General features: G+C 43.6%; 17 protein-coding genes and 1 rRNA gene. 8 read left to right on the plus strand and 10 right to left on the minus strand.

The features are described 5' to 3' along the window. Positions 1 to 10: 10 nt before the first annotated feature. The 10 genes from BLR88_RS14175 to rpmH all read right to left on the minus strand — a co-directional run bounded on the left by BLR88_RS14175 (position 11) and on the right by rpmH (position 9315). Positions 11 to 868 (minus strand): ParB/RepB/Spo0J family partition protein, encoded by an 858-nt coding sequence (locus BLR88_RS14175; protein ID WP_057897233.1) that lies wholly within the window; start codon positions 866 to 868, stop codon positions 11 to 13. Further along, positions 861 to 1622 carry a ParA family protein gene (locus BLR88_RS14180; protein ID WP_057897232.1) on the minus strand — a complete coding sequence of 254 codons (762 nt, stop codon included), beginning with the start codon at positions 1620 to 1622 and terminating at the stop codon, positions 861 to 863. Before BLR88_RS14180 ends, BLR88_RS14175 begins: the two co-directional genes overlap by 8 nt. A 179-nt stretch (positions 1623 to 1801) precedes the next feature. After that, entirely contained in the window at positions 1802 to 2626 is an 825-nt protein-coding gene (gene noc, locus BLR88_RS14185) for a nucleoid occlusion protein (RefSeq protein WP_057897231.1), read from the minus strand. Between the two features lie 271 nt (positions 2627 to 2897). Further along, the gene (gene rsmG / locus BLR88_RS14195; protein WP_057897229.1) at positions 2898 to 3614 is read right to left on the minus strand and encodes a 16S rRNA (guanine(527)-N(7))-methyltransferase RsmG; all 717 of its coding nucleotides are present in this window, start codon (positions 3612 to 3614) and stop codon (positions 2898 to 2900) included. A 9-nt stretch (positions 3615 to 3623) separates the two neighbouring features. Then, a complete protein-coding gene (mnmG, locus tag BLR88_RS14200; protein ID WP_091260968.1) occupies positions 3624 to 5510 on the minus strand; it encodes a tRNA uridine-5-carboxymethylaminomethyl(34) synthesis enzyme MnmG in 1887 nt (628 codons plus the stop codon). Positions 5511 to 5551: 41 nt separating this feature from the next. After that, on the minus strand, positions 5552 to 6925 hold the full coding sequence (mnmE, locus tag BLR88_RS14205; RefSeq protein ID WP_057897227.1) for a tRNA uridine-5-carboxymethylaminomethyl(34) synthesis GTPase MnmE: 1374 nt from the start codon (positions 6923 to 6925) through the stop codon (positions 5552 to 5554). Between the two features lie 173 nt (positions 6926 to 7098). Then, a complete protein-coding gene (jag, locus tag BLR88_RS14210) occupies positions 7099 to 7872 on the minus strand; it encodes an RNA-binding cell elongation regulator Jag/EloR (protein WP_057897226.1) in 774 nt (257 codons plus the stop codon). Further along, on the minus strand, positions 7869 to 8633 hold the full coding sequence (gene yidC / locus BLR88_RS14215; protein WP_057897225.1) for a membrane protein insertase YidC: 765 nt from the start codon (positions 8631 to 8633) through the stop codon (positions 7869 to 7871). Before yidC ends, jag begins: the two co-directional genes overlap by 4 nt. Before the next feature lie 100 nt (positions 8634 to 8733). Beyond that, positions 8734 to 9081: a ribonuclease P protein component gene (gene rnpA / locus BLR88_RS14220; RefSeq protein ID WP_409359905.1), complete on the minus strand. Its 348-nt coding sequence runs from the start codon at positions 9079 to 9081 to the stop codon at positions 8734 to 8736. A 99-nt stretch (positions 9082 to 9180) separates the two neighbouring features. Next, the gene (gene rpmH / locus BLR88_RS14225; protein ID WP_057897223.1) at positions 9181 to 9315 is read right to left on the minus strand and encodes a 50S ribosomal protein L34; all 135 of its coding nucleotides are present in this window, start codon (positions 9313 to 9315) and stop codon (positions 9181 to 9183) included. Between the two features lie 574 nt (positions 9316 to 9889). On the opposite strand from rpmH, the gene dnaA reads away from it, so the two are divergent. The 8 genes from dnaA to BLR88_RS14265 form a co-directional block, all read left to right on the plus strand. Next, on the plus strand, positions 9890 to 11251 hold the full coding sequence (dnaA, locus tag BLR88_RS14230; protein WP_057897222.1) for a chromosomal replication initiator protein DnaA: 1362 nt from the start codon (positions 9890 to 9892) through the stop codon (positions 11249 to 11251). Between the two features lie 206 nt (positions 11252 to 11457). Continuing rightward, on the plus strand, positions 11458 to 12600 hold the full coding sequence (gene dnaN / locus BLR88_RS14235) for a DNA polymerase III subunit beta (protein WP_057897221.1): 1143 nt from the start codon (positions 11458 to 11460) through the stop codon (positions 12598 to 12600). Between the two features lie 17 nt (positions 12601 to 12617). Continuing rightward, a complete protein-coding gene (yaaA, locus tag BLR88_RS14240; protein ID WP_057897220.1) occupies positions 12618 to 12848 on the plus strand; it encodes a S4 domain-containing protein YaaA in 231 nt (76 codons plus the stop codon). Between the two features lie 53 nt (positions 12849 to 12901). Further along, positions 12902 to 14014 (plus strand): DNA replication/repair protein RecF, encoded by a 1113-nt coding sequence (gene recF / locus BLR88_RS14245; RefSeq protein WP_091260970.1) that lies wholly within the window; start codon positions 12902 to 12904, stop codon positions 14012 to 14014. A gap of 15 nt (positions 14015 to 14029) precedes the next feature. Next, positions 14030 to 14278, plus strand: coding sequence for an extracellular matrix regulator RemB (gene remB, locus BLR88_RS14250; protein WP_057897218.1), 249 nt, complete (start codon positions 14030 to 14032; stop codon positions 14276 to 14278). 7 nt (positions 14279 to 14285) lie between these two features. Beyond that, the gene (gene gyrB / locus BLR88_RS14255) at positions 14286 to 16199 is read left to right on the plus strand and encodes a DNA topoisomerase (ATP-hydrolyzing) subunit B (RefSeq protein ID WP_057897217.1); all 1914 of its coding nucleotides are present in this window, start codon (positions 14286 to 14288) and stop codon (positions 16197 to 16199) included. A 143-nt stretch (positions 16200 to 16342) separates the two neighbouring features. Then, positions 16343 to 18853, plus strand: a complete 2511-nt coding sequence (gyrA, locus tag BLR88_RS14260; protein WP_091260972.1) for a DNA gyrase subunit A — start codon at positions 16343 to 16345, stop codon at positions 18851 to 18853. A 512-nt stretch (positions 18854 to 19365) separates the two neighbouring features. Further along, positions 19366 to 19500: ribosomal RNA gene (locus BLR88_RS14265) — 16S ribosomal RNA — on the plus strand; the annotation flags it as partial.

Below are 19500 nucleotides of genomic sequence, written 5' to 3' on the forward strand. Positions count from 1 at the left end.
GTTGCCTTGCTTATGCTTTGCTATTTTCAACAAGTTCAAGAATCCGTTCCAAATCTTCCTGAGAAAAATATGAAATTTCAATTTTGCCTCGATTTTTACTTTTTGAAGGCTTAACATGTACCAATGTTCCGAACGCCATGCGCAACCTTTCTTCCCAGTCCTTTACAAAACGTTGAGTTTCTGTGTCTTTTGTTTCGCGTGAAACTTTTTTCTTTTCGCTCATTCTTTTTACTATCTCTTCCAGCTGGCGAACACTGAGCGACTTTTCTTCTACTTCTTTTGCTAGTTCAATTTTTATCTGGTCTTTTTCTACACCGAGCAATGTCCGGGCATGTCCCATTGATAACGTTCCACGTGAAACTCGCTCCTGAATTTCTTTCGGTAATTGAAGAAGACGCAAAAAGTTTGCTACATGTGGCCTGCTTTTTCCTACTTTCTTTGCCAATTCTTCCTGCTTTAATGAAAAAGCTGTCATTAGTTTCTGATAAGCCTGTGCAATTTCAATCGCGTTCAAATCTTCTCGTTGTAAATTCTCGATCAAAGCAATTTGCATGACCTGTTCATCGGTAAACTCACGGACAACTACGGGCACATGTTCGACATTCGCCAATTTAGCGGCTCTAAGCCTCCGCTCGCCTGCTACTAATTCATATCCTTTTATGCTTTTTCTTGCTATTAACGGTTGGATAATACCGTGTTCTTTAATTGAATCAGCAAGCTCATTCAACGCTTCTTCTTCAAAGTATTTGCGGGGTTGATATGGATTGGGCCGGATTTTTTTGATTTCTACTTGTAAAATATGATCTCCTTCATCAATATCAAGCGAAGAAATCAGCGCATCCAGTCCCCGCCCCAGTCGTTTAGTCAATGCCAATCACCTCTCTGGCTAAATCAGTATACACTTCCGCTCCCTTAGAACGGCGATCGTAGGTGATAATCGCTTGGCCGTGGCTGGGTGCTTCACTTAGGCGAACATTGCGCGGGATAATCGTACCATACACTTTTTCTTGAAAATACTTCTTCACTTCATCAATAACCTGAATGCCGAGATTAGTACGGGCGTCCAGCATGGTTAGCAGTACACCTTCGATATATAAATTACGATTTAACTGTTTTTGTACAAGCCGAATTGTGTTCAATAGTTGACTTAACCCTTCCAGCGCGTAATATTCACACTGAATCGGAATCAGGACAGAATCAGCCGCGGTCAGCGCATTAACAGTTAGAATGCCGAGCGAAGGCGGACAATCAATAATAATATAATCATACTTATCCCGTACTGTATCAAGCGCTTTCTTTAGACGTTTTTCTCGCGAATATACAGGCACAAGTTCAATCTCTGCGCCTGCCAGTTGAATGGTAGCCGGCAGCACGAACAATCCCTCAATGTCGGTTGGTAAAATTGCGTCAAGCGTGTTAATGTCGTTAATCAATACATCGTACACACAATAACGAACATTCGCTTTTTCGATTCCAATACCGCTCGTAGCATTTCCCTGGGCATCAATATCAACAAGCAGTACTTTCTTTCCTTCTTTGGCAATACATGCACTAAGATTAACAGAGGTAGTTGTTTTTCCTACGCCGCCTTTTTGATTTGTGACCGCAATAATTTTACCCATACGTTTCACAGAAAAAGGCGCAGGAAGCCCGCCTGTTTAAGAGCGGGAGGAATGCGCCTCATCCTGCTGCCTCCCTTCATTTGGTTTGATAATAATATTCATTAGAATGCCGCATGAGTTTGCCATTCTTAAATCTCTCATGGCTAAAGCCACGAGATTCTTGGCTAAATGATAAAATCTTATTTTTTATTCTTCGGAATTTTAATGATGAATTGATAAAATTCTTCGTGGTCTTCTTCTTGTGTTTCAATATATAAGCCGCTTTGCAACACCATATCTACAGATTGTCTTACAGTATTAATGGCCAGACGTGTATCTTTTGAAAAAGAACGCCGCTTCGGCACAGGTTTTTCGTTCTTCTGCTCCATTATCGACTTGATGCGTTGCTCTGTTTGCTTTACGTTCCACCCTTTTTCTATAATTTCTTTCAAAAGCTTTAACTGGGCCCGCTCATCTTTTAAGACTAATAGAGCCCTAGCGTGCCGTTCAGAAATTTTTCGAGCGAGCAATGCTTCTTGAACCTGTTCTGGCAGATGAAGCAGACGTAATTTATTAGCAATCGTCGACTGGCCTTTCCCCAGCCGGTTCGCCAAGCTTTCCTGTGTTAAGCCATGAATATCAATAAGCTTCTGGTAAGCTATAGCCTCCTCGATTGGAGTAAGCCCTTCTCGCTGCAAGTTTTCAATCAAAGCAATAGAAGCCGCCTGCTCATCATTAAAATCCTTTACAATAGCCGGGATTGTTTCCATACCTAACCTTGTAACTGCGCGCCACCGTCGCTCACCAGCAATAATTTCAAACACGCCTCTTCTTTCCCGTACAACAATTGGTTGAATAATGCCGTGGACTTTTATTGTCTCGCATAGTTCATCAATTTTATCATCATCAAACACAGTTCGAGGTTGATAAGGATTAGGGACAATTTGAGCTACGGGTATCTGTCGAATCTCTTCCTGATCGGTACGTTCTGTTAGACCAAATAATCGAGAAAACTGATCCTTCATAAGACATCACCCACTTCTCCTTCTTTCCAATTTCAATATTCGCCATCATCCCACCTATTTCCTGCACAATGTTTCACGTGAAACATTATGAAAGCGCGCAATCTTATAGAACACGATAAAAAACTTAGCTGCTGTCAAACGCAAGCGCAGGCAACAGCCTTTGTTGCTCCCATACAAATTTGCCGCAAAAAAGGAAAGACGGACAGGCCCCATAAGTTTTTCGCATTTGTCAATGAGAAAAGGCAGCCTTTTGGCTACCTTCTTGTCCTTGTTATACAATTGGTTTCTTGGCGGGAGTACCGGCTTTTCGAGGATAAACAGATGGGGTCTTCTGCTGTTTACGAATAATGATGATGTTGCGTTCCGCTTTTTCTTCCGGAAGTTCAAACGTCTCGACTCTTTCGGTTTTTCCACCAAGAACTTTAATCGCTTTTTTGCCTTCGTTCAACTCCGCTTCAATATCCGCACCTTTCATGACAAGGAACGCGCCGCCCGGTTTAACAAACGGTAAACACAATTCCGCAAGTACGCTCATCCTCGCTACCGCCCGGGCAGTCACAAGATCAAAGCGATCACGGTATTTCTTGTCTTTTCCGGCATCTTCTGCCCGGCTATGGACAAATGAGATATCCACCAGGCCAAGCTGCCTTGCCACTTCTTGCAAAAAGACAAGCCGCTTATTCAACGAATCAAGTATCGTCAATTTTAATGACGGGAAACAAATTTTGAGCGGAATCCCCGGAAAGCCCGCACCTGAACCAACGTCAATTAAACTTTCCGCACCAGTAAACGTATAATAAAACGCCGGTGTAATTGAATCATAAAAATGTTTTTCATATACCTGCTGCTTTTCCGTAATCCCTGTCAAATTCATTTTTTCGTTCCATTCTACAAGTAGCTCATAATACTTCTCAAACTGCTGAAGCTGCTCTTCTGAAAGTTCAATTCCTTTTTCAGCAGTTAATTGTCTCAATGTCACTGCGTCCATGGATCTCTCCTAATTTGCGACTTTTCGATTATAAGATTCGAGATATACAAGTAAAACGGAGATATCCGCTGGCGTTACCCCGGAAATGCGCGATGCCTGGCCAATAGAAAGAGGTTTGACTTTGTTAAGTTTCTGGCGCGCCTCCATTGCAAGACCTTGGATATTCATGTAATCCAGATTTTCTGGTAAACGTTTTTTCTCCATTTTCTTGAGACGGTCCACATCCTGTAATTGCTTGCGGATATATCCTTCGTACTTAATCTGGATTTCAACCTGCTCCGCTACGTCCGCCGGGATCTCCATTTCCGCCGGCGCAATCTGTGCAATATGCTTATAAGTTACTTCCGGACGTTTCAACAAGGAATACAGATCAATCGCATTGTCAAGCTCTTTAGAACCAACCTCGCGCAGCATTTGCTGCACTTCCGGTTGCGGCCCTATTTTCGTTGTCCTCAAGCGTTCCTTCTCTGCTTCGATCGCTTCTTTTTTCTTCAAAAAACGCTGATAACGCTCTTCGCTAATCAAGCCAATTTTATATCCGATTTCCGTAAGACGCATGTCCGCGTTGTCATGACGTAGAAGTAACCGGTATTCCGCCCGGGATGTAAGCAAACGATACGGTTCACTCGTTCCTTTCGTGACAAGATCATCGATCATCACACCAATATATGCTTGCGAACGATCAAGAATGAGCGGCTCTTTACCTTGTACTTTCAACGCGGCGTTAATGCCAGCCATAATTCCCTGGCCCGCCGCTTCTTCGTAGCCGGATGTGCCATTTAATTGTCCCGCTGTGTACAAGTTTTTAAGCCGCTTTGTTTCAAGGGTTGGCCACAGCTGACTCGGTACAATCGCATCATATTCAATGGCATATCCAGGACGCATCATTTTTACGTTTTCCAGACCAGAGATTGTTTTCAGAATTTCTAATTGCACTTCTTCAGGCATGCTTGTGGATAATCCTTGTACATATACTTCTTCTGTATTGCGTCCTTCCGGTTCTAAGAAAATTTGATGACGCGGCTTATCGCTGAAGCGAACAATTTTATCCTCGATAGAAGGACAATAACGAGGACCCGTTCCCTCGATCGCTCCGGAAAACATCGGCGCACGATACAAATTATTGTTGATAATTTCGTGTGTTCTCTCATTCGTATACGTAAGCCAGCATGGTAGCTGATCCTCTACACGAAATTCCGTTGTTTCATAAGAAAATGCCCGCGAAACATCATCTCCCGGCTGAATTTCTGTTTTACTATAGTCAATTGAACTGTTGTGAACGCGCGGCGGCGTACCAGTTTTAAAACGAACCAATTCAAAACCAAGCTCTCTCAAATGATCGGACAATCCGATGGACGGCTGCATATTGTTTGGACCACTTTCATATTGCAACTCACCGATAATAATTTTTCCACGTAAATACGTACCGGTTGTCAATACAACTGCCTTAGCTGCATATTCGGCACCAGTTTTCGTAATCACACCTTTACATACGCCATCCTCAACAATCAAACGCTCAACCATCCCTTGGCGCAACGTCAGATTTTCTGTATTTTCCACCGTTTGCTTCATTGTATGCTGGTATAGAAATTTATCCGCCTGCGCGCGCAACGCACGCACAGCCGGGCCTTTCCCCGTATTTAGCATCCGCATCTGAATATACGTTTTGTCAATATTTTTGCCCATCTCGCCACCGAGCGCGTCGATTTCACGAACCACGTGACCTTTGGCCGGCCCGCCAATCGAAGGGTTACATGGCATATACGCTATCATATCCAGATTAATTGTTAACAGAAGCGTCGAACATCCCATGCGGGCCGCGGCAAGCGCCGCTTCCACTCCCGCATGTCCGGCGCCGACAACAATTACATCAAATGTACCTGCCTGGTATCCCATTTTCGTATTTCCTCCTCCGCGCAATTCTCCGCGCTTTCTTACTACTTTCCAAGACAGAACTGAGAAAAAATCTGATCAATCAAATCATCGCTCACTGCGTCCCCGACCACCTCGCCAAGCAGTTCCCATGTGCGGCGAATATCAAACGCCACCATATCGACAGGCAATCCGTTTTCCACTGCTTCAATCGCTTCTCCAATCGTTCTATACGCTTCCTGTAAAAGCTGAATATGTCGAGAATTGCTTACATATGTTAAATCATCGCTCTGTACCGAGCCGGAGAAGAATAAAGAAGCAATCACTTCTTCAAGTTGTTCGATCCCCTCTTCTTCTTTCACCGAGATGGTAACGAGCGGCAAATCTCCAGCCAGTCTGCGTACTTCTTCCATGTCGATTTTCTGCGGCAAATCAGTCTTATTAACAATAACAATTGCGTTCATCGGTTTAACGACCGCAAGCAAATTACGATCCTCATCCTCTAACTCTTCCCCAAAGTTCAGCACCAAGAGAACCAAATCAGCCTTTCCCAGCATCTCACGCGATTTCTCGACCCCAATACGCTCGACAATATCTTCGGTCTCCCGAATCCCTGCAGTGTCAACAAGGCGTAACGGAACACCCCGGACATTGACATATTCCTCGATAATATCACGCGTCGTGCCAGGAACATCTGTAACGATGGCTTTCACCTCCTGTAGCAAGCTGTTTAAAAGCGACGATTTTCCCACGTTTGGCCGACCAACAATAACGGTAGCCAAACCTTCGCGCAGAATTTTTCCCTGCTTTGCTGTGCTTAGAAGCTTTTCGATCTCTCCCTGTACCCAGCGGCTTTTCTCGGACAACAAAGTTCGTGTCACTTCGTCCACATCATGCTCAGGATAATCAATTGTTACTTCAATATGTGCCATTAATTCGAGCAGCTGCTGACGCAGTTTACCAATAAGTTTTGACAACTTACCTTGCACCTGATTAAGCGCCACTTTCATCGCACGATCCGTCTTAGCGCGAATCAAATCGATAACCGCTTCCGCCTGCGACAAATCGATTCGACCATTAAGAAATGCCCGCTTCGTAAACTCGCCCGGTTCGGCCATGCGTACCCCCTGCGCAAGTACAAGATCTAGTACGCGCTTTACGGACACAATCCCTCCATGGCAATTCACTTCGACAACATCTTCCCTCGTAAACGTACGCGGTGCCCGCATAACAGAAACCATCACTTCTTCTAAAGTTTCACCGTTTTCATCTATTAGATGCCCGTAATTGATGGTATGACTATCCACAGTGGATAATTTTTGACGTCCTTTAAATATTTTATCCACAGCTGCAATCGCATCCGATCCGCTCACGCGAATAATGGCGATACCACCCTCACCCAGAGGCGTTGCAACGGCTGCTATTGTATCAAAATCCATTTTATGTCACCACGCAAAAGGCATGTTTTTTAAAGCTTTCCCTAAATTTATAGGATAACATACTTCATCAATATTTGAGAACAAAACAAAAGTTCATTAGTAAAGTATCATCTTTACTTTATCCACAAAAAACCTCCCTACAATAAAAAGCAGGGAGGTTTCTATATTTATTATTACTTTTTCAAAGTGATAACCACACGTCGGTACGGCTCCGTCCCTTCGCTAAACGTCTCTACCTGTGGGTGATTTTGCAGTCGGCTATGAATCATCTTCCGTTCCGCTGGATTCATCGGTTCCAGACGTACTGGTTTTCGGGTTTTAGCTACTTGGCGCGCCATCCGATCTGCTAGCTGCTCCAGTGCCCCTTTCCGTTTTTCACGGTAATCCCCCGCATCCAGCACAATTCGCACTCGCTTATCCATATGCCGGTTTGTCACCACATTTACTAAATATTGAAGTGAATCAAGCGTTTGGCCGCGGCGACCGATGACGAGACCAAGCCCTTGGCCTTTTAGGTTAAAGATTACTTTCCCATCTTCTTCGATCTGTTCCACTTGGACATGAAGCCCCATTGTAGCGAGTACTTCTTCCAAAAACGCTTTCCCTCGGCGGATCGCATCTACTCTCACTGCCTCCCTGGGCATTTCCGGTGTTTCTTCCGCCTCTTCAACATTTTCTTCTAGGGAAGAAATGGCTATTTTTTCAGGTTCAGGCACAGGTTCATTTACAGACGACTCTTCCAGAACACCAGAAACTTCATTTTTTTCTAGTTTTTCCTGTAGAATTACTTCCACTTTTGCGTCACGAGCACCAATTAACCCAAAAAAGCCTTTACTTGGCTCCTCCAGCACACGGTATGTAACCATGTCGCGCGTGGTCTGAAGCTCCCGCAACGCTGATTGAATCGCGTCTTCTACTGTTTTTCCCGTTGCCGTCACCTTTTTCACTTGGCCGTTCCTCCTTTAGGAGCAGTATCGCGATAAAGGAAATATGTTTGAACAATAGTAAAGATGTTTCCGTATACCCAGTACAAAGATAAGGCAGACGGAAGGGTCATAGAGATGACAAGAATCATAACCGGCATCAAATATAGCATCATTTTCATTTGCGGATTTTCAGCAGCAGCCGCATTGTTTCGCATCATCATCCATTGTTGCAAATACGTGGTTATAGCTGCAATAATCGGTAAGATGAAATACGGGTCTTTTGCGCCAAGCTGCAGCCATAGAAAACTATGGGAGCGAATTTCTCCTGTCCGAATAATCGCATGATAAAAAGCAAGCAAAATCGGCATCTGGATTAAAATCGGCAAACATCCAGAAAGCGGGTTGATTTGATGCGTTTGGTACAGCTTCATCATTTCTTGCTGATAACGTTGCGGATCGTTTTTGAACCTATCGCGCAGCTTCATCATCTCAGGCTGCAATTCCTGCATCTTCTTGCTGCTTTTCATCTGTTTTATCATGAGCGGCAAAATCGCTACGCGAACAATAATAGTTACGATTAAAATCGCAATTCCGTAGTTTCCACTGGCCAAAGCCGCCGATTCTTGTAACAACCAAGAAAGCGGATATACAAAAAACTTGTCCCAAATTCCTCTGTTCGGGTCGATCGGCAAAGGATGATTCGGGTTGGCGGCGGTACATCCTGCGGAAAATACAGCGATTAGCGCAAAAAGCAGTGCCAGTTTTAATCGCTTGGGAAGCAAGAAAATTCCCCCTTGCAACTTATGTATTTTCAATTATTATACTTGCCGAAAGAAAAAAATGAAAACTTTCTGACACAAATATTATTATCAAATATTATTATCAAGATGTATTTTTTCCTCTTTTCGTTCCTTTGAATAAACGGGCTTTCCTCATGCAATGGTAGAGGCTTTCTTTAAATTGATGAAATCCCAGCTCCACAGCAGGCAGACGGCAAATCACAATGAAGTCAACGTTCGGTTTAATCTCATCCGCGCGCAGGCGAATCGCCTCTTTGATGATTCGCCGCAGCCGATTGCGCGTAACCGCCTTTCCCATCTTTTTGCTGACAGAAACCCCTACCCGAAAAGCGTCCTGTCCCTCTTTTTCCAGATAATAAATAACGAATTGGCGGTTCGCAACAGAAGTGCCCTGTTTAAAAACAATCTGGAATTCCTCATTTTTTCGCAACCTGTTCTTGCGATACAAAGGACACACTCCTTATCTGCTGCTGTCTTCCCCGCTTTATCCTCCAATAAAACGGTAGAAAAGGCCACTATGGGAGTGGCCTTATGCTGACAATACTTTTCTTCCTTTTCTGCGACGGCGTGCAAGAACTTTACGACCGTTCTTTGTGCTCATACGAGCGCGGAAGCCGTGAACTTTTTTACGCTTACGATTGTTTGGGTTAAAAGTCGGTTTCATTATATCCACCTCCTTGGGAAGGTTCCATCCAAAATAACAATATTATAGACAGTCTAAGTTATTATATCTATCCCAGGAGTGAGATGTCAAGCTGTCATTCTTTATCCACATTTTTTATTTCCCAATCCCCTGTGAGTAAATTATTTCCCGAAATCAAATTACCCACACATTTCTCCAAAAGATATTCACAAAATCTAGTGTTGTGAATATCTTTTATACACAAGGTATAGAATTTGTGGATAACTATCAAAAAAACGTTGCGGTGATTAGCTTTATCTGCTATCATGATTTTGTTTTAATCGGTGGATAACTTGACGTTACCAATGTATTTATCCACAATATGTGGATAAAATTGTGGACATTTTTAAACATAGTGTGGAAAATACCATCCACATGTATGGGGATTTTGTCAAAAGACAGTAAGAAGCCTTTGCGGTGCTCGCTCAAAATATAAACGAATTATCCACAATGTCTTTTGCTATCGCCGCCTATTAAGCATTACATGCTTCTTCTTAAAAAAACACGGTTCAGCAAAGCTGTTATATGGGAAGGGGAAGGAGAAGGAAGGAGACACATGGTTACCAATGCTAAAGAACTTTGGGATACTATCTTATCACATATACAAACCCGCATTAGCAAACCCAGTTTTGAAACATGGCTAAAATCAACAAAAGCCACGTCGCTCGACGACAATACGCTCTTAATTACTGCTCCTAACGAATTTACGCGGGACTGGCTCGAATCAAGATATTCCGAATTAATTCTAGAAACATTGTATGAGGTAACCGGCAAAGTTATTACAATCAAATTTGTTGTCCCTACCTCAAACTCCCAACAAAACGAACCGGAAATGGGTACGGTTCCCGCTTCAAAAGAAAAACGTAGCTCGACGCAAGACGACTCCCCCCAAACGATGCTAAACCCGAAGTATACATTTGATACATTTGTCATTGGAGCGGGGAATCGCTTTGCGCATGCGGCTTCTCTTGCAGTCGCTGAAGCGCCTGCAAAGGCTTACAACCCACTTTTTATCTACGGAGGCGTTGGGCTGGGAAAAACGCATCTAATGCACGGAATCGGTCATTATGTACTTGAGCAAAACCCAAACGCCCGAGTCGTTTATCTGTCGTCCGAGAAATTTACAAATGAATTTATTAATTCGATCCGTGATAATCAAACAGTCAATTTCCGCAACAAATACCGGAACGTAGACATTTTGCTTATTGACGATATTCAATTCCTAGCCGGAAAAGAACAGACGCAGGAAGAATTCTTCCATACATTCAACACCTTGCATGAAGAAAGCAAGCAAATCGTAATTTCAAGCGATCGGCCCCCCAAAGAAATTCCGACGCTAGAAGACAGGTTACGCTCCCGTTTCGAATGGGGGCTAATTACCGATATTCAACCTCCGGATTTGGAAACAAGAATCGCCATTTTACGCAAGAAAGCAAAAGCGGAAAACCTAGAAATTCCAAACGAGGTTATGGTGTATATTGCCAACCAAATCGATACGAATATCCGTGAGTTGGAAGGAGCGCTTATTCGTGTCGTTGCCTATTCCTCTCTTATTAATCGGGACATCGACACAGAACTGGCAATAGAGGCACTAAAAGATATTATTCCTTCCAACAAGCCACGTATCATCAACATCGCAACCATTCAGCAAGCTGTAGGTGAATACTTCAATCTAAAATTGGAGGATTTTAAAGCGAAGAAACGAACAAAGTCCGTCGCGTTCCCACGGCAAATTGCCATGTATCTATCCAGAGAGCTAACCGATTATTCCCTGCCAAAAATCGGGGAAGAATTTGGTGGACGCGATCATACCACCGTCATTCACGCGCATGAAAAAATTACGAAGGCTTTACAAAACGATCGCCAGTTACAAGGAACCATTCAGGAATTAATCGATAAGATTAAAAACGGCCGATAAATTTCGATTAGCCTGCCTGTGCACAAATGTGAATAACCAACATAGCCTGTACACAAAGTTATCCACATGTGTATAGGCTTTATTTCTTTTTTACACCAAACTTATTCACATATCCACCTCCTCTATTACTATTACTGGATATAAAAAAAGAATAAAATAAAAGTATATGATAAAATGACCAAGAAGATTCCTAAAAGGGGGATACAATGAAGTTTACAATTCAAAGAGAGCAACTGACGAATGCGATTAATATAGTGAGCAAAGCTGTGTCGTCCAGAACAACGATTCCGATTCTTACAGGAATTAAGATTGTAGCTCATGAGGATGGAATTACATTGACAGCAAGCGACTCGGATATTTCAATTGAACAATACGTCCCGATGGAATCGGGAGAACATCAGTGGATTGAAGACATTACGCCAGGCAGTGTTGTTCTGCCCTCTAAATTTTTAGGGGAAATTGTACGGAAGTTGCCGGGCGAACAAGTAACTATTTCAGTGAATGAACGGTTTATTACTACCATTTCTTCTGGACGTTCAGAATTTAACCTGAATGGTATGAATGCTGAAGATTATCCGTGTCTGCCGCAAATTGAAGAGGATAAGATACTTAGTTTACCTTCTGATTTGTTAAAAACAATGATTCGTCAAACGGTCTTTGCGGTTGCTACTACAGAAACCCGACCGATTCTGACAGGCGTTATGTGGGAACTGAGAGACGGACAACTTTCGTTCGTGGCCACAGACAGTCATCGTCTAACTACAAGAAAAGCCTCCGTTGAATCAGCGGCAAGTTTAAGTTTCGATAATGTAGTTATTCCAGGAAAAAGTTTGATTGAGCTTAGTAAAGTTCTCCCAGACGATGACCAACTAGTGGATCTTGTTATTACAGATAATCAAATTTTGGTAAAGATTAACTATATTCTTTTTTACTCTCGTATTTTGGACGGAACATACCCGGATACAAGCCGTATTATTCCGCAAAATACGAAAACGGAGATAATTTTATCGACAAAAGAGTTTTTAGGGGCAATAGAACGGGCAAGCTTATTAGCAAGAGAAGGGAAAAATAACATTGTTCGCCTGTTTACGCGTCCGGATGGAATGGTCGAGATTTCTTCTAATACGCCGGAAGTAGGGAAAGTAACCGAAGAGGTTGCACCTTCCTCCGTAGATGGTGAAGACGTAAAAATCTCATTTAATGCGAAATACATGATTGATGCACTTCGGGCCGTAGATAGCGAAAATATCCGCATCGGTTTTACTGGTGCGATGAGTCCATTTATCATTCGTCCAACGGAGCATGATTGGATCTTACACCTTATTTTGCCTGTGAGAACGAATCAATAGGGAGCGGTTACATCATAATGGAGAAAAAAAAGGTTACTATTACGACGGAATATATCCCCCTCGGCCAATTTTTGAAATTGGCCGAGATTATTGATACAGGCGGACAGGCAAAAATATTTCTTGCCCAAACACATGTTGAGGTAAATGAAGAGCCAGAGAATCGACGCGGCAAAAAGTTGTATAATGGAGATACGGTTTACGTAGAAGGGTTCGGCACATATGAAGTGTTACGTCAAACCGTGAAGTAGCCAGCGGCATGCTTTATCCATAGAAAAGCGTGCGAGCCGGGAGGGAAGACGGTTTGATATTGAGAGAATTGGAATTGACACATTACAGGAATTTTGAGCATGTCCACGTACATTTTGACGCTCCTATTGTTTTATTTGTCGGTTCAAACGCGCAGGGAAAGACAAACATGCTGGAATCAATTTACGTTCTGGCGATGGCGAAATCACACCGCACAAACAAAGACAAAGAATTAATCGGGTGGGACGCTTCGTTTTCCCGCCTGTCTTGCCGGTTAGATCGTCGGGGTAGCCCGGTAACGCTGGATATTCAGCTTACCGCAAAAGGGAAAAAAGCCAAAGTCAATCAATTAGAACAGCGCCGTTTGAGCGATTATATCGGCGCTATGAACGTCGTGATGTTCGCGCCCGAAGATTTAAGCATCGTAAAAGGAAGCCCGAATGTCCGTCGCCGTTTTCTCGATATGGAAATCGGGCAGGTATCCAAGTCTTACTTGTATAATATGCTGCAGTACCAAAAACTTGTGCAACAGCGCAATCAAGCGATGAAAGAACTACAGACGGGCAAGGCGTTTCGCGATATGCTTGACGTTTACAATATCCAGATGGCAAATCTCGCTGTGAAAGTGCTGCAAAAACGTTTCGTTTTCATGGATAAACTGGAAAAGTGGGGGCGGGAAATCCATGCCCAAATCACTCAGGGAAAAGAAAAATTGACGCTTTCGTATGAAAGTACGTTCCCGGTTACAAAAGATATGTCGGAAAACGAAGCAGAAGAAGTTGTCTACAAATACCTTACCTCTATTCAGGAGCGGGAAATCGTCCGGGGCACCAGTCTGGCTGGACCGCACCGTGATGATATCCATTTTTTTATTAACGGAACGAGCGTTCATCGATATGGTTCACAAGGACAGCAACGTACAACCGCGCTTTCATTAAAGCTGGCAGAGATTGAATTAATTCGTCAGGAGGTGGGAGAGTACCCGCTTCTTCTTCTTGATGACGTGCTGTCCGAGTTGGATGCTAATCGACAGACCCACCTTTTGCAAAATATTAAAGACCGCGTGCAAACGTTTGTGACTACGACAGGCGTAGAGGGCTTATATCATCAGACATTGCAGCAGGCTGCGCTTTACCGGGTAAAACAAGGAACTATTACGCGGGAATAATGAAGGAGGAACCGTATGTTTATTCATTTGGGTGGCGATATGGTAGTACGTGCCAAAGATGTAATCGCGATTCTTGATTACCACATGAAGCAATCCTCTAAGATTACCCGGCAATTTTTGCAGAAGGCAGAGGAGTCTGGCCGCGTTGTCGCGCTTGGGGATGAACAAGCGAAATCGTATGTTGTGACGAAAGATAAAATTTATTGTTCTCCGATTTCATCTCTAACGTTGAAGCGTCGCGCTCATTTTTTAGAAAGCAGGTGAGACTTATATGACAGATAATGCGCAGAACAATTATGGAGCAAGTCAGATTCAGGTTCTTGAAGGTCTGGAAGCGGTTCGGAAACGTCCCGGCATGTATATTGGATCGACGAGTACTCGGGGATTGCATCATCTCGTTTGGGAAGTTGTAGACAACAGCATTGACGAAGCGCTTGCCGGGTATTGTGATGATATCCACGTATATGTTCATCCGGATAACAGTATAACGGTTACAGACAACGGACGAGGCATTCCGACGGAAATTCACGAAAAAACCGGCAGATCCACAGTTGAGACCGTTTTAACCGTATTGCATGCCGGCGGTAAATTCGGCGGTGAAGGATATAAAGTATCCGGCGGTTTGCACGGGGTGGGCGTGTCTGTCGTAAACGCGCTGTCTAAATCACTGACTGTAGAAGTGAAACGGAATGGCAAGCGTTATAAGCAAAGTTATTCGTACGGAGAACCGCTTGATGAACTGAAGGTGGTCGGGGAAGCGGAAGACACGGGAACGGAGGTAACTTTCTTGCCTGATCCGGAGATTTTTACAGAAACAACCGTGTTTGACTACGAAATTTTGCAGAAGCGTTTGCGCGAGCTGGCGTTTTTAAACCGCGGCATACGTATTACCTTGCATGATGAGCGGGAGAACAAGACAGAGACTTTCCATTATGACGGTGGCATTAGCTCTTTTGTAGAATATCTGAATAAAAACCGGGAAAAACTCCATGAGCCTCCGATTTATATCGACGGCGAAAAAGACGGTCTCATGGTTGAGATTGCTCTTCAATATAACGATTCGTTTGCCAGCAATATTTATTCTTATGCTAACAACATTCACACGCATGAAGGCGGAACGCACGAGTCCGGCTTTAAGAGCGCACTAACGCGGGTGATTAATGATTACGCACGCAAGCATAACTTGCTGAAAGACAAAGACGGAAATCTGACAGGCGATGATGTGCGTGAAGGATTGACGGCGATTATTAGTGTAAAAATTCCAAACCCGCAGTTTGAAGGCCAGACGAAAACAAAGCTTGGAAATAGTGAAGCGCGTGGTATAACGGAATCGTTGTTTGCTGAGCATTTTTTCACTTTCCTTGAGGAGCATCCGCAAGAAGCAAAGAAAATTGTGGAAAAGTCGATGATGGCGGCACGTGCTCGGGAAGCGGCCCGGAAAGCGAGGGAACTTACCCGGCGGAAGAACGCGCTGGAATTTAGCTCATTACCGGGAAAACTGGCCGATTGTTCTAGTCGGGACGCTTCCATCAGCGAGTTGTACATTGTCGAGGGAGATTCAGCCGGAGGTTCAGCAAAGCAGGGGCGCGACCGTCAATTCCAAGCGATTTTACCGCTGAAAGGTAAGATTTTGAACGTGGAGAAAGCGCGCTTGGATAAGATTCTTTCCAACATGGAAATACGAGCGATTATTACCGCCTTAGGAACGGGAATCGGGGAAGATTTCGATCTTTCTAAAGCCCGTTATCATCGGATTATTATTATGACGGATGCTGACGTAGACGGGGCGCATATTCGTACCCTTCTCCTCACATTCTTCTTCCGCTATATGCGACCGTTGATAGAGAATGGTTACGTTTATATTGCACAGCCGCCTTTATACAAATTCCAGCAGGGAAAAGTCATTCGCTATGCTTATAATGATGCTCAGCTCGCGAAGATTAGAGCGGAAGCGTCACCACGTCCGGAACCAAATATTCAACGGTATAAGGGTCTTGGTGAGATGAATCCAGAACAGCTATGGGAAACTACCATGGACCCTGAAAGCCGTACGCTATTACGCGTTACGTTGGAAGACGCGATGCAGGCGGATGAAATTTTTGAGATGTTGATGGGGGATAAAGTCGAACCGCGGCGTGATTTTATCCAGGAAAACGCAAGAAAAGTTCGCAACCTCGATATTTAACAAAAAATAAGCCTTCTTCTTTAATTAAGAGGGCTTATTTTTGTGCGTAAACGGAGATAAATGATATAATAAAACTTATGGGCAAAATGATTGCGACCTGCTGTGAGTGGGCCAAATAAACGTTGAACGACGGAGGTAGTTTAATGGCCGAACAACAATCTAACGTTATTGATATTAATATAAACCAGGAGATGCGCGAATCATTCCTTGAATATGCGATGAGCGTTATTGTGAGTCGCGCTCTTCCGGATGTTCGCGATGGTCTGAAGCCTGTTCACCGCCGGATTTTATATGCGATGAACGAGATGGGAGTTACCCCTGATAAACCATACAAAAAGTCGGCACGTATTGTTGGGGACGTTATTGGTAAATACCATCCGCACGGAGATTCGGCTGTATATGAAACAATGGTGCGGATGGCGCAGGATTTTTCCTACCGTTATCCGTTGGTTGACGGACATGGGAACTTTGGCTCCATTGATGGGGATTCCGCAGCTGCCATGCGTTATACGGAAGCGCGGATGTCGAAAATCGCCACGGAGCTTATGAGAGATATTAACAAGGATACGATTGATTTTGGCCCTAATTACGATGGCAATGAACAGGAGCCGCTTGTAATGCCGGCCCGTTTTCCACATCTTCTTGTAAATGGGACATCTGGGATTGCGGTAGGGATGGCAACAAATATTCCTCCGCATAATTTGCGGGAAGTGATTGACGGAATTTTGTTGCTTATTGAGAATCCCGATTGTACAAGCCGCGACTTGATGGAGCATATCATCGGCCCTGATTTTCCAACAGGAGCATATATTATGGGACGAGGCGGAATCCGTCGCGCGTATGAAACGGGACGAGGTTCCATTATTATCCGGGCAAAAGCGGAAATTGAAGATCAGGGAAATAAGCCAAAGATTATTGTGACGGAAATACCGTATCAGGTAAATAAGGCACGTTTGATTGAAAAAATCGCAGAACTGGTTCGTGAAAAGAAACTGGACGGTATCACTGATTTGCGTGATGAGTCGGATCGAAATGGCATGCGGATCGTCATTGAACTCAGACGTGACGTAAACCCGCAGGTTGTATTAAATAATTTGTATAAGCACACAGCCATGCAGACGAGTTTTGGAATTAATATGTTAGCGCTCGTAAATAATGAGCCACGCATTTTGAATTTGAAGCAGATGCTTTATTATTATCTGGAACATCAGAAAGAAGTCATTCGCCGTCGTACCGAATATGATTTACGGAAAGCGGAGGCAAGACTCCACATTGTTGAGGGTTTGCTGAAAGCAATCGACATTGTGGACGATTTAGTGGATCGTGAGGGGCCGATCCGCTCTGCTTCTGACCGTGAAGAAGCGCGTGGTTATTTGATGGCCGAGACCTTCTCGATGAAGGGACGGGAAGTTCCACTCGGTTTTACGCTGGAGCAGGCGAACGCAATTCTGGATATGCGTTTGCAAGCGTTGACTGGTCTTTCGATTGAACGTCTGACAGAAGAATACAATGAATTGTCTGCATTAATTGCCGAGTTACGTGCGATCCTTGGTGATGAAAGTAAAATTTTAGAAATTATTAGTGAGGAATTAACCGAAATTAAGGAAAAATACGGGGATGATCGTCGGACCGAAATTACGGTAGATATGAACAATATTGAGGATGAGGATTTAATTCCGCAAGAAGAAGTTGTTATCTCTCTTACGCACCGCGGTTATATTAAACGGTTACCTGTGGATACGTATCGGGCGCAGAAACGCGGTGGTCGCGGTGTGCAGGGGATGAGTACGCGTGAAGATGATTTTGCGCAACACTTGATTACAACGAATTCGCATAACTATCTTTTGTTTTTTACAAACAAAGGAAAGGTATATCGTTTAAAAGCATACGAGATTCCCGAATTGAGCCGTACCGCAAAGGGCATTCCAATTATTAATTTGCTGCAGATTGAACAGGGTGAGCACATCCAAACCATTATCCCGATTAAGGAGTTTACTGATAACCATTACTTGTTCTTTGCCACGAAGCAAGGGATCGTGAAGCGGTCAGATTTGGCTTCTTTTAGTAATATTCGTCGTATCGGTTTGTTTGCTATTAATTTGCGGGAAGATGACGAACTTGTGGGTGTTCGGTTAACTGACGGAGATCAGAACATCATTATGGGAACCAAAAAGGGGATGTCCATTCTGTTCTCGGAAAAGGACGTACGAATGATGGGGCGTTCTGCGACCGGCGTAAAAGGTATTCATTTAAGTGAAGAAGATTGCGTAATTGACATGGACATTGCTGAAGAAAACGCTGATGTGCTTATCGTTACTTCGCGCGGTTACGGCAAGCGTACCCCACTGTCTTCTTACCGTTTTCAATCCCGCGGAGGTAAAGGAATTAAGACATTGCATTTGACAGAACGTAACGGGGTAGTCGTGGGGTTAAAAGTTGTGAATGAGAAGAATGACTTAATGCTGGTGACATCTACCGGTATTATCATTCGGCTTAGTGTAAAAGACATTTCTTCCATGGGTCGCAATACGCAAGGAGTTAAATTAATTCGTCTTGACGAGCAGGAAGAAGTAGCGACTGTGGCCAAAGTAGAAGTAACAGAAGAGACGGCGGAAGTGCAGGAAATAACGAGTGAGGTTGTCGAACCTTCATAGTAAGTTTGATTATGAAGAAAAGCCGAAAAGTTTTACAGGAGGGCAGCGTGCATAAGCGCTGCTTTTCCTTTTTAAATAAGTGCAAGACGATTGACTAATACGGTCGGTTTTGTTTTTTTAGCGAAGTTTGAAAAGCTGAGAGAAGCATTAGGTTTTCTTCTCTTCTGGGATAAAGATTTTTATTTAAACCAAAAACGTGGTACATTATCCAATACTGCTGTTTAAAAACAAAGCATTCAACAATAAATGGTAAGTGAGTTTAAATTTTTTATAAAAAAGTGCTTGCTATTTATTTTAGAATGTAATAAGATAAAGAAGTCGCCGCTGAAACGCGGTGAAAATGAAAAAGAAGTTCCTTGAAAACTGAACAGTGACACTCGTTTGTGTGCGAGGTAAATATCCCATGAAAGTGAAGGTCAGCTTCAAAGTTGATTTCAGGCACTTTTATGGGGCCCGAAAAACATTCTTTACTTTATGAGCTAGCTTACGAGCTTGCGTATCAATCTTCAACTTTTTTGGAGAGTTTGATCCTGGCTCAGGACGAACGCTGGCGGCGTGCCTAATACATGCAAGTCGAGCGAACCGATGGAGTGCTTGCATTCCTGAGGTTAGCGGCGGACGGGTGAGTAACACGTAGGCAACCTGCC

It is taken from the genome of Aneurinibacillus thermoaerophilus (assembly GCF_900099925.1).
GTDB lineage: Bacteria > Bacillota > Bacilli > Aneurinibacillales > Aneurinibacillaceae > Aneurinibacillus > Aneurinibacillus thermoaerophilus.

Coding starts and splice junctions, on each gene's coding strand:
- gyrA (WP_091260972.1), top strand. CDS start 16,343: ATGGCCGAACAACAATCTAACGTTATTGATATTAATATAAACCAGGAG.
- rpmH (WP_057897223.1), bottom strand. CDS start 9,315: ATGAAACCGACTTTTAACCCAAACAATCGTAAGCGTAAAAAAGTTCAC.
- dnaA (WP_057897222.1), top strand. CDS start 9,890: ATGGTTACCAATGCTAAAGAACTTTGGGATACTATCTTATCACATATA.
- noc (WP_057897231.1), bottom strand. CDS start 2,626: ATGAAGGATCAGTTTTCTCGATTATTTGGTCTAACAGAACGTACCGAT.
- BLR88_RS14180 (WP_057897232.1), bottom strand. CDS start 1,622: ATGGGTAAAATTATTGCGGTCACAAATCAAAAAGGCGGCGTAGGAAAA.
- gyrB (WP_057897217.1), top strand. CDS start 14,286: ATGACAGATAATGCGCAGAACAATTATGGAGCAAGTCAGATTCAGGTT.
- dnaN (WP_057897221.1), top strand. CDS start 11,458: ATGAAGTTTACAATTCAAAGAGAGCAACTGACGAATGCGATTAATATA.
- mnmG (WP_091260968.1), bottom strand. CDS start 5,510: ATGGGATACCAGGCAGGTACATTTGATGTAATTGTTGTCGGCGCCGGA.
- rsmG (WP_057897229.1), bottom strand. CDS start 3,614: ATGGACGCAGTGACATTGAGACAATTAACTGCTGAAAAAGGAATTGAA.
- mnmE (WP_057897227.1), bottom strand. CDS start 6,925: ATGGATTTTGATACAATAGCAGCCGTTGCAACGCCTCTGGGTGAGGGT.
- remB (WP_057897218.1), top strand. CDS start 14,030: ATGTTTATTCATTTGGGTGGCGATATGGTAGTACGTGCCAAAGATGTA.
- yaaA (WP_057897220.1), top strand. CDS start 12,618: ATGGAGAAAAAAAAGGTTACTATTACGACGGAATATATCCCCCTCGGC.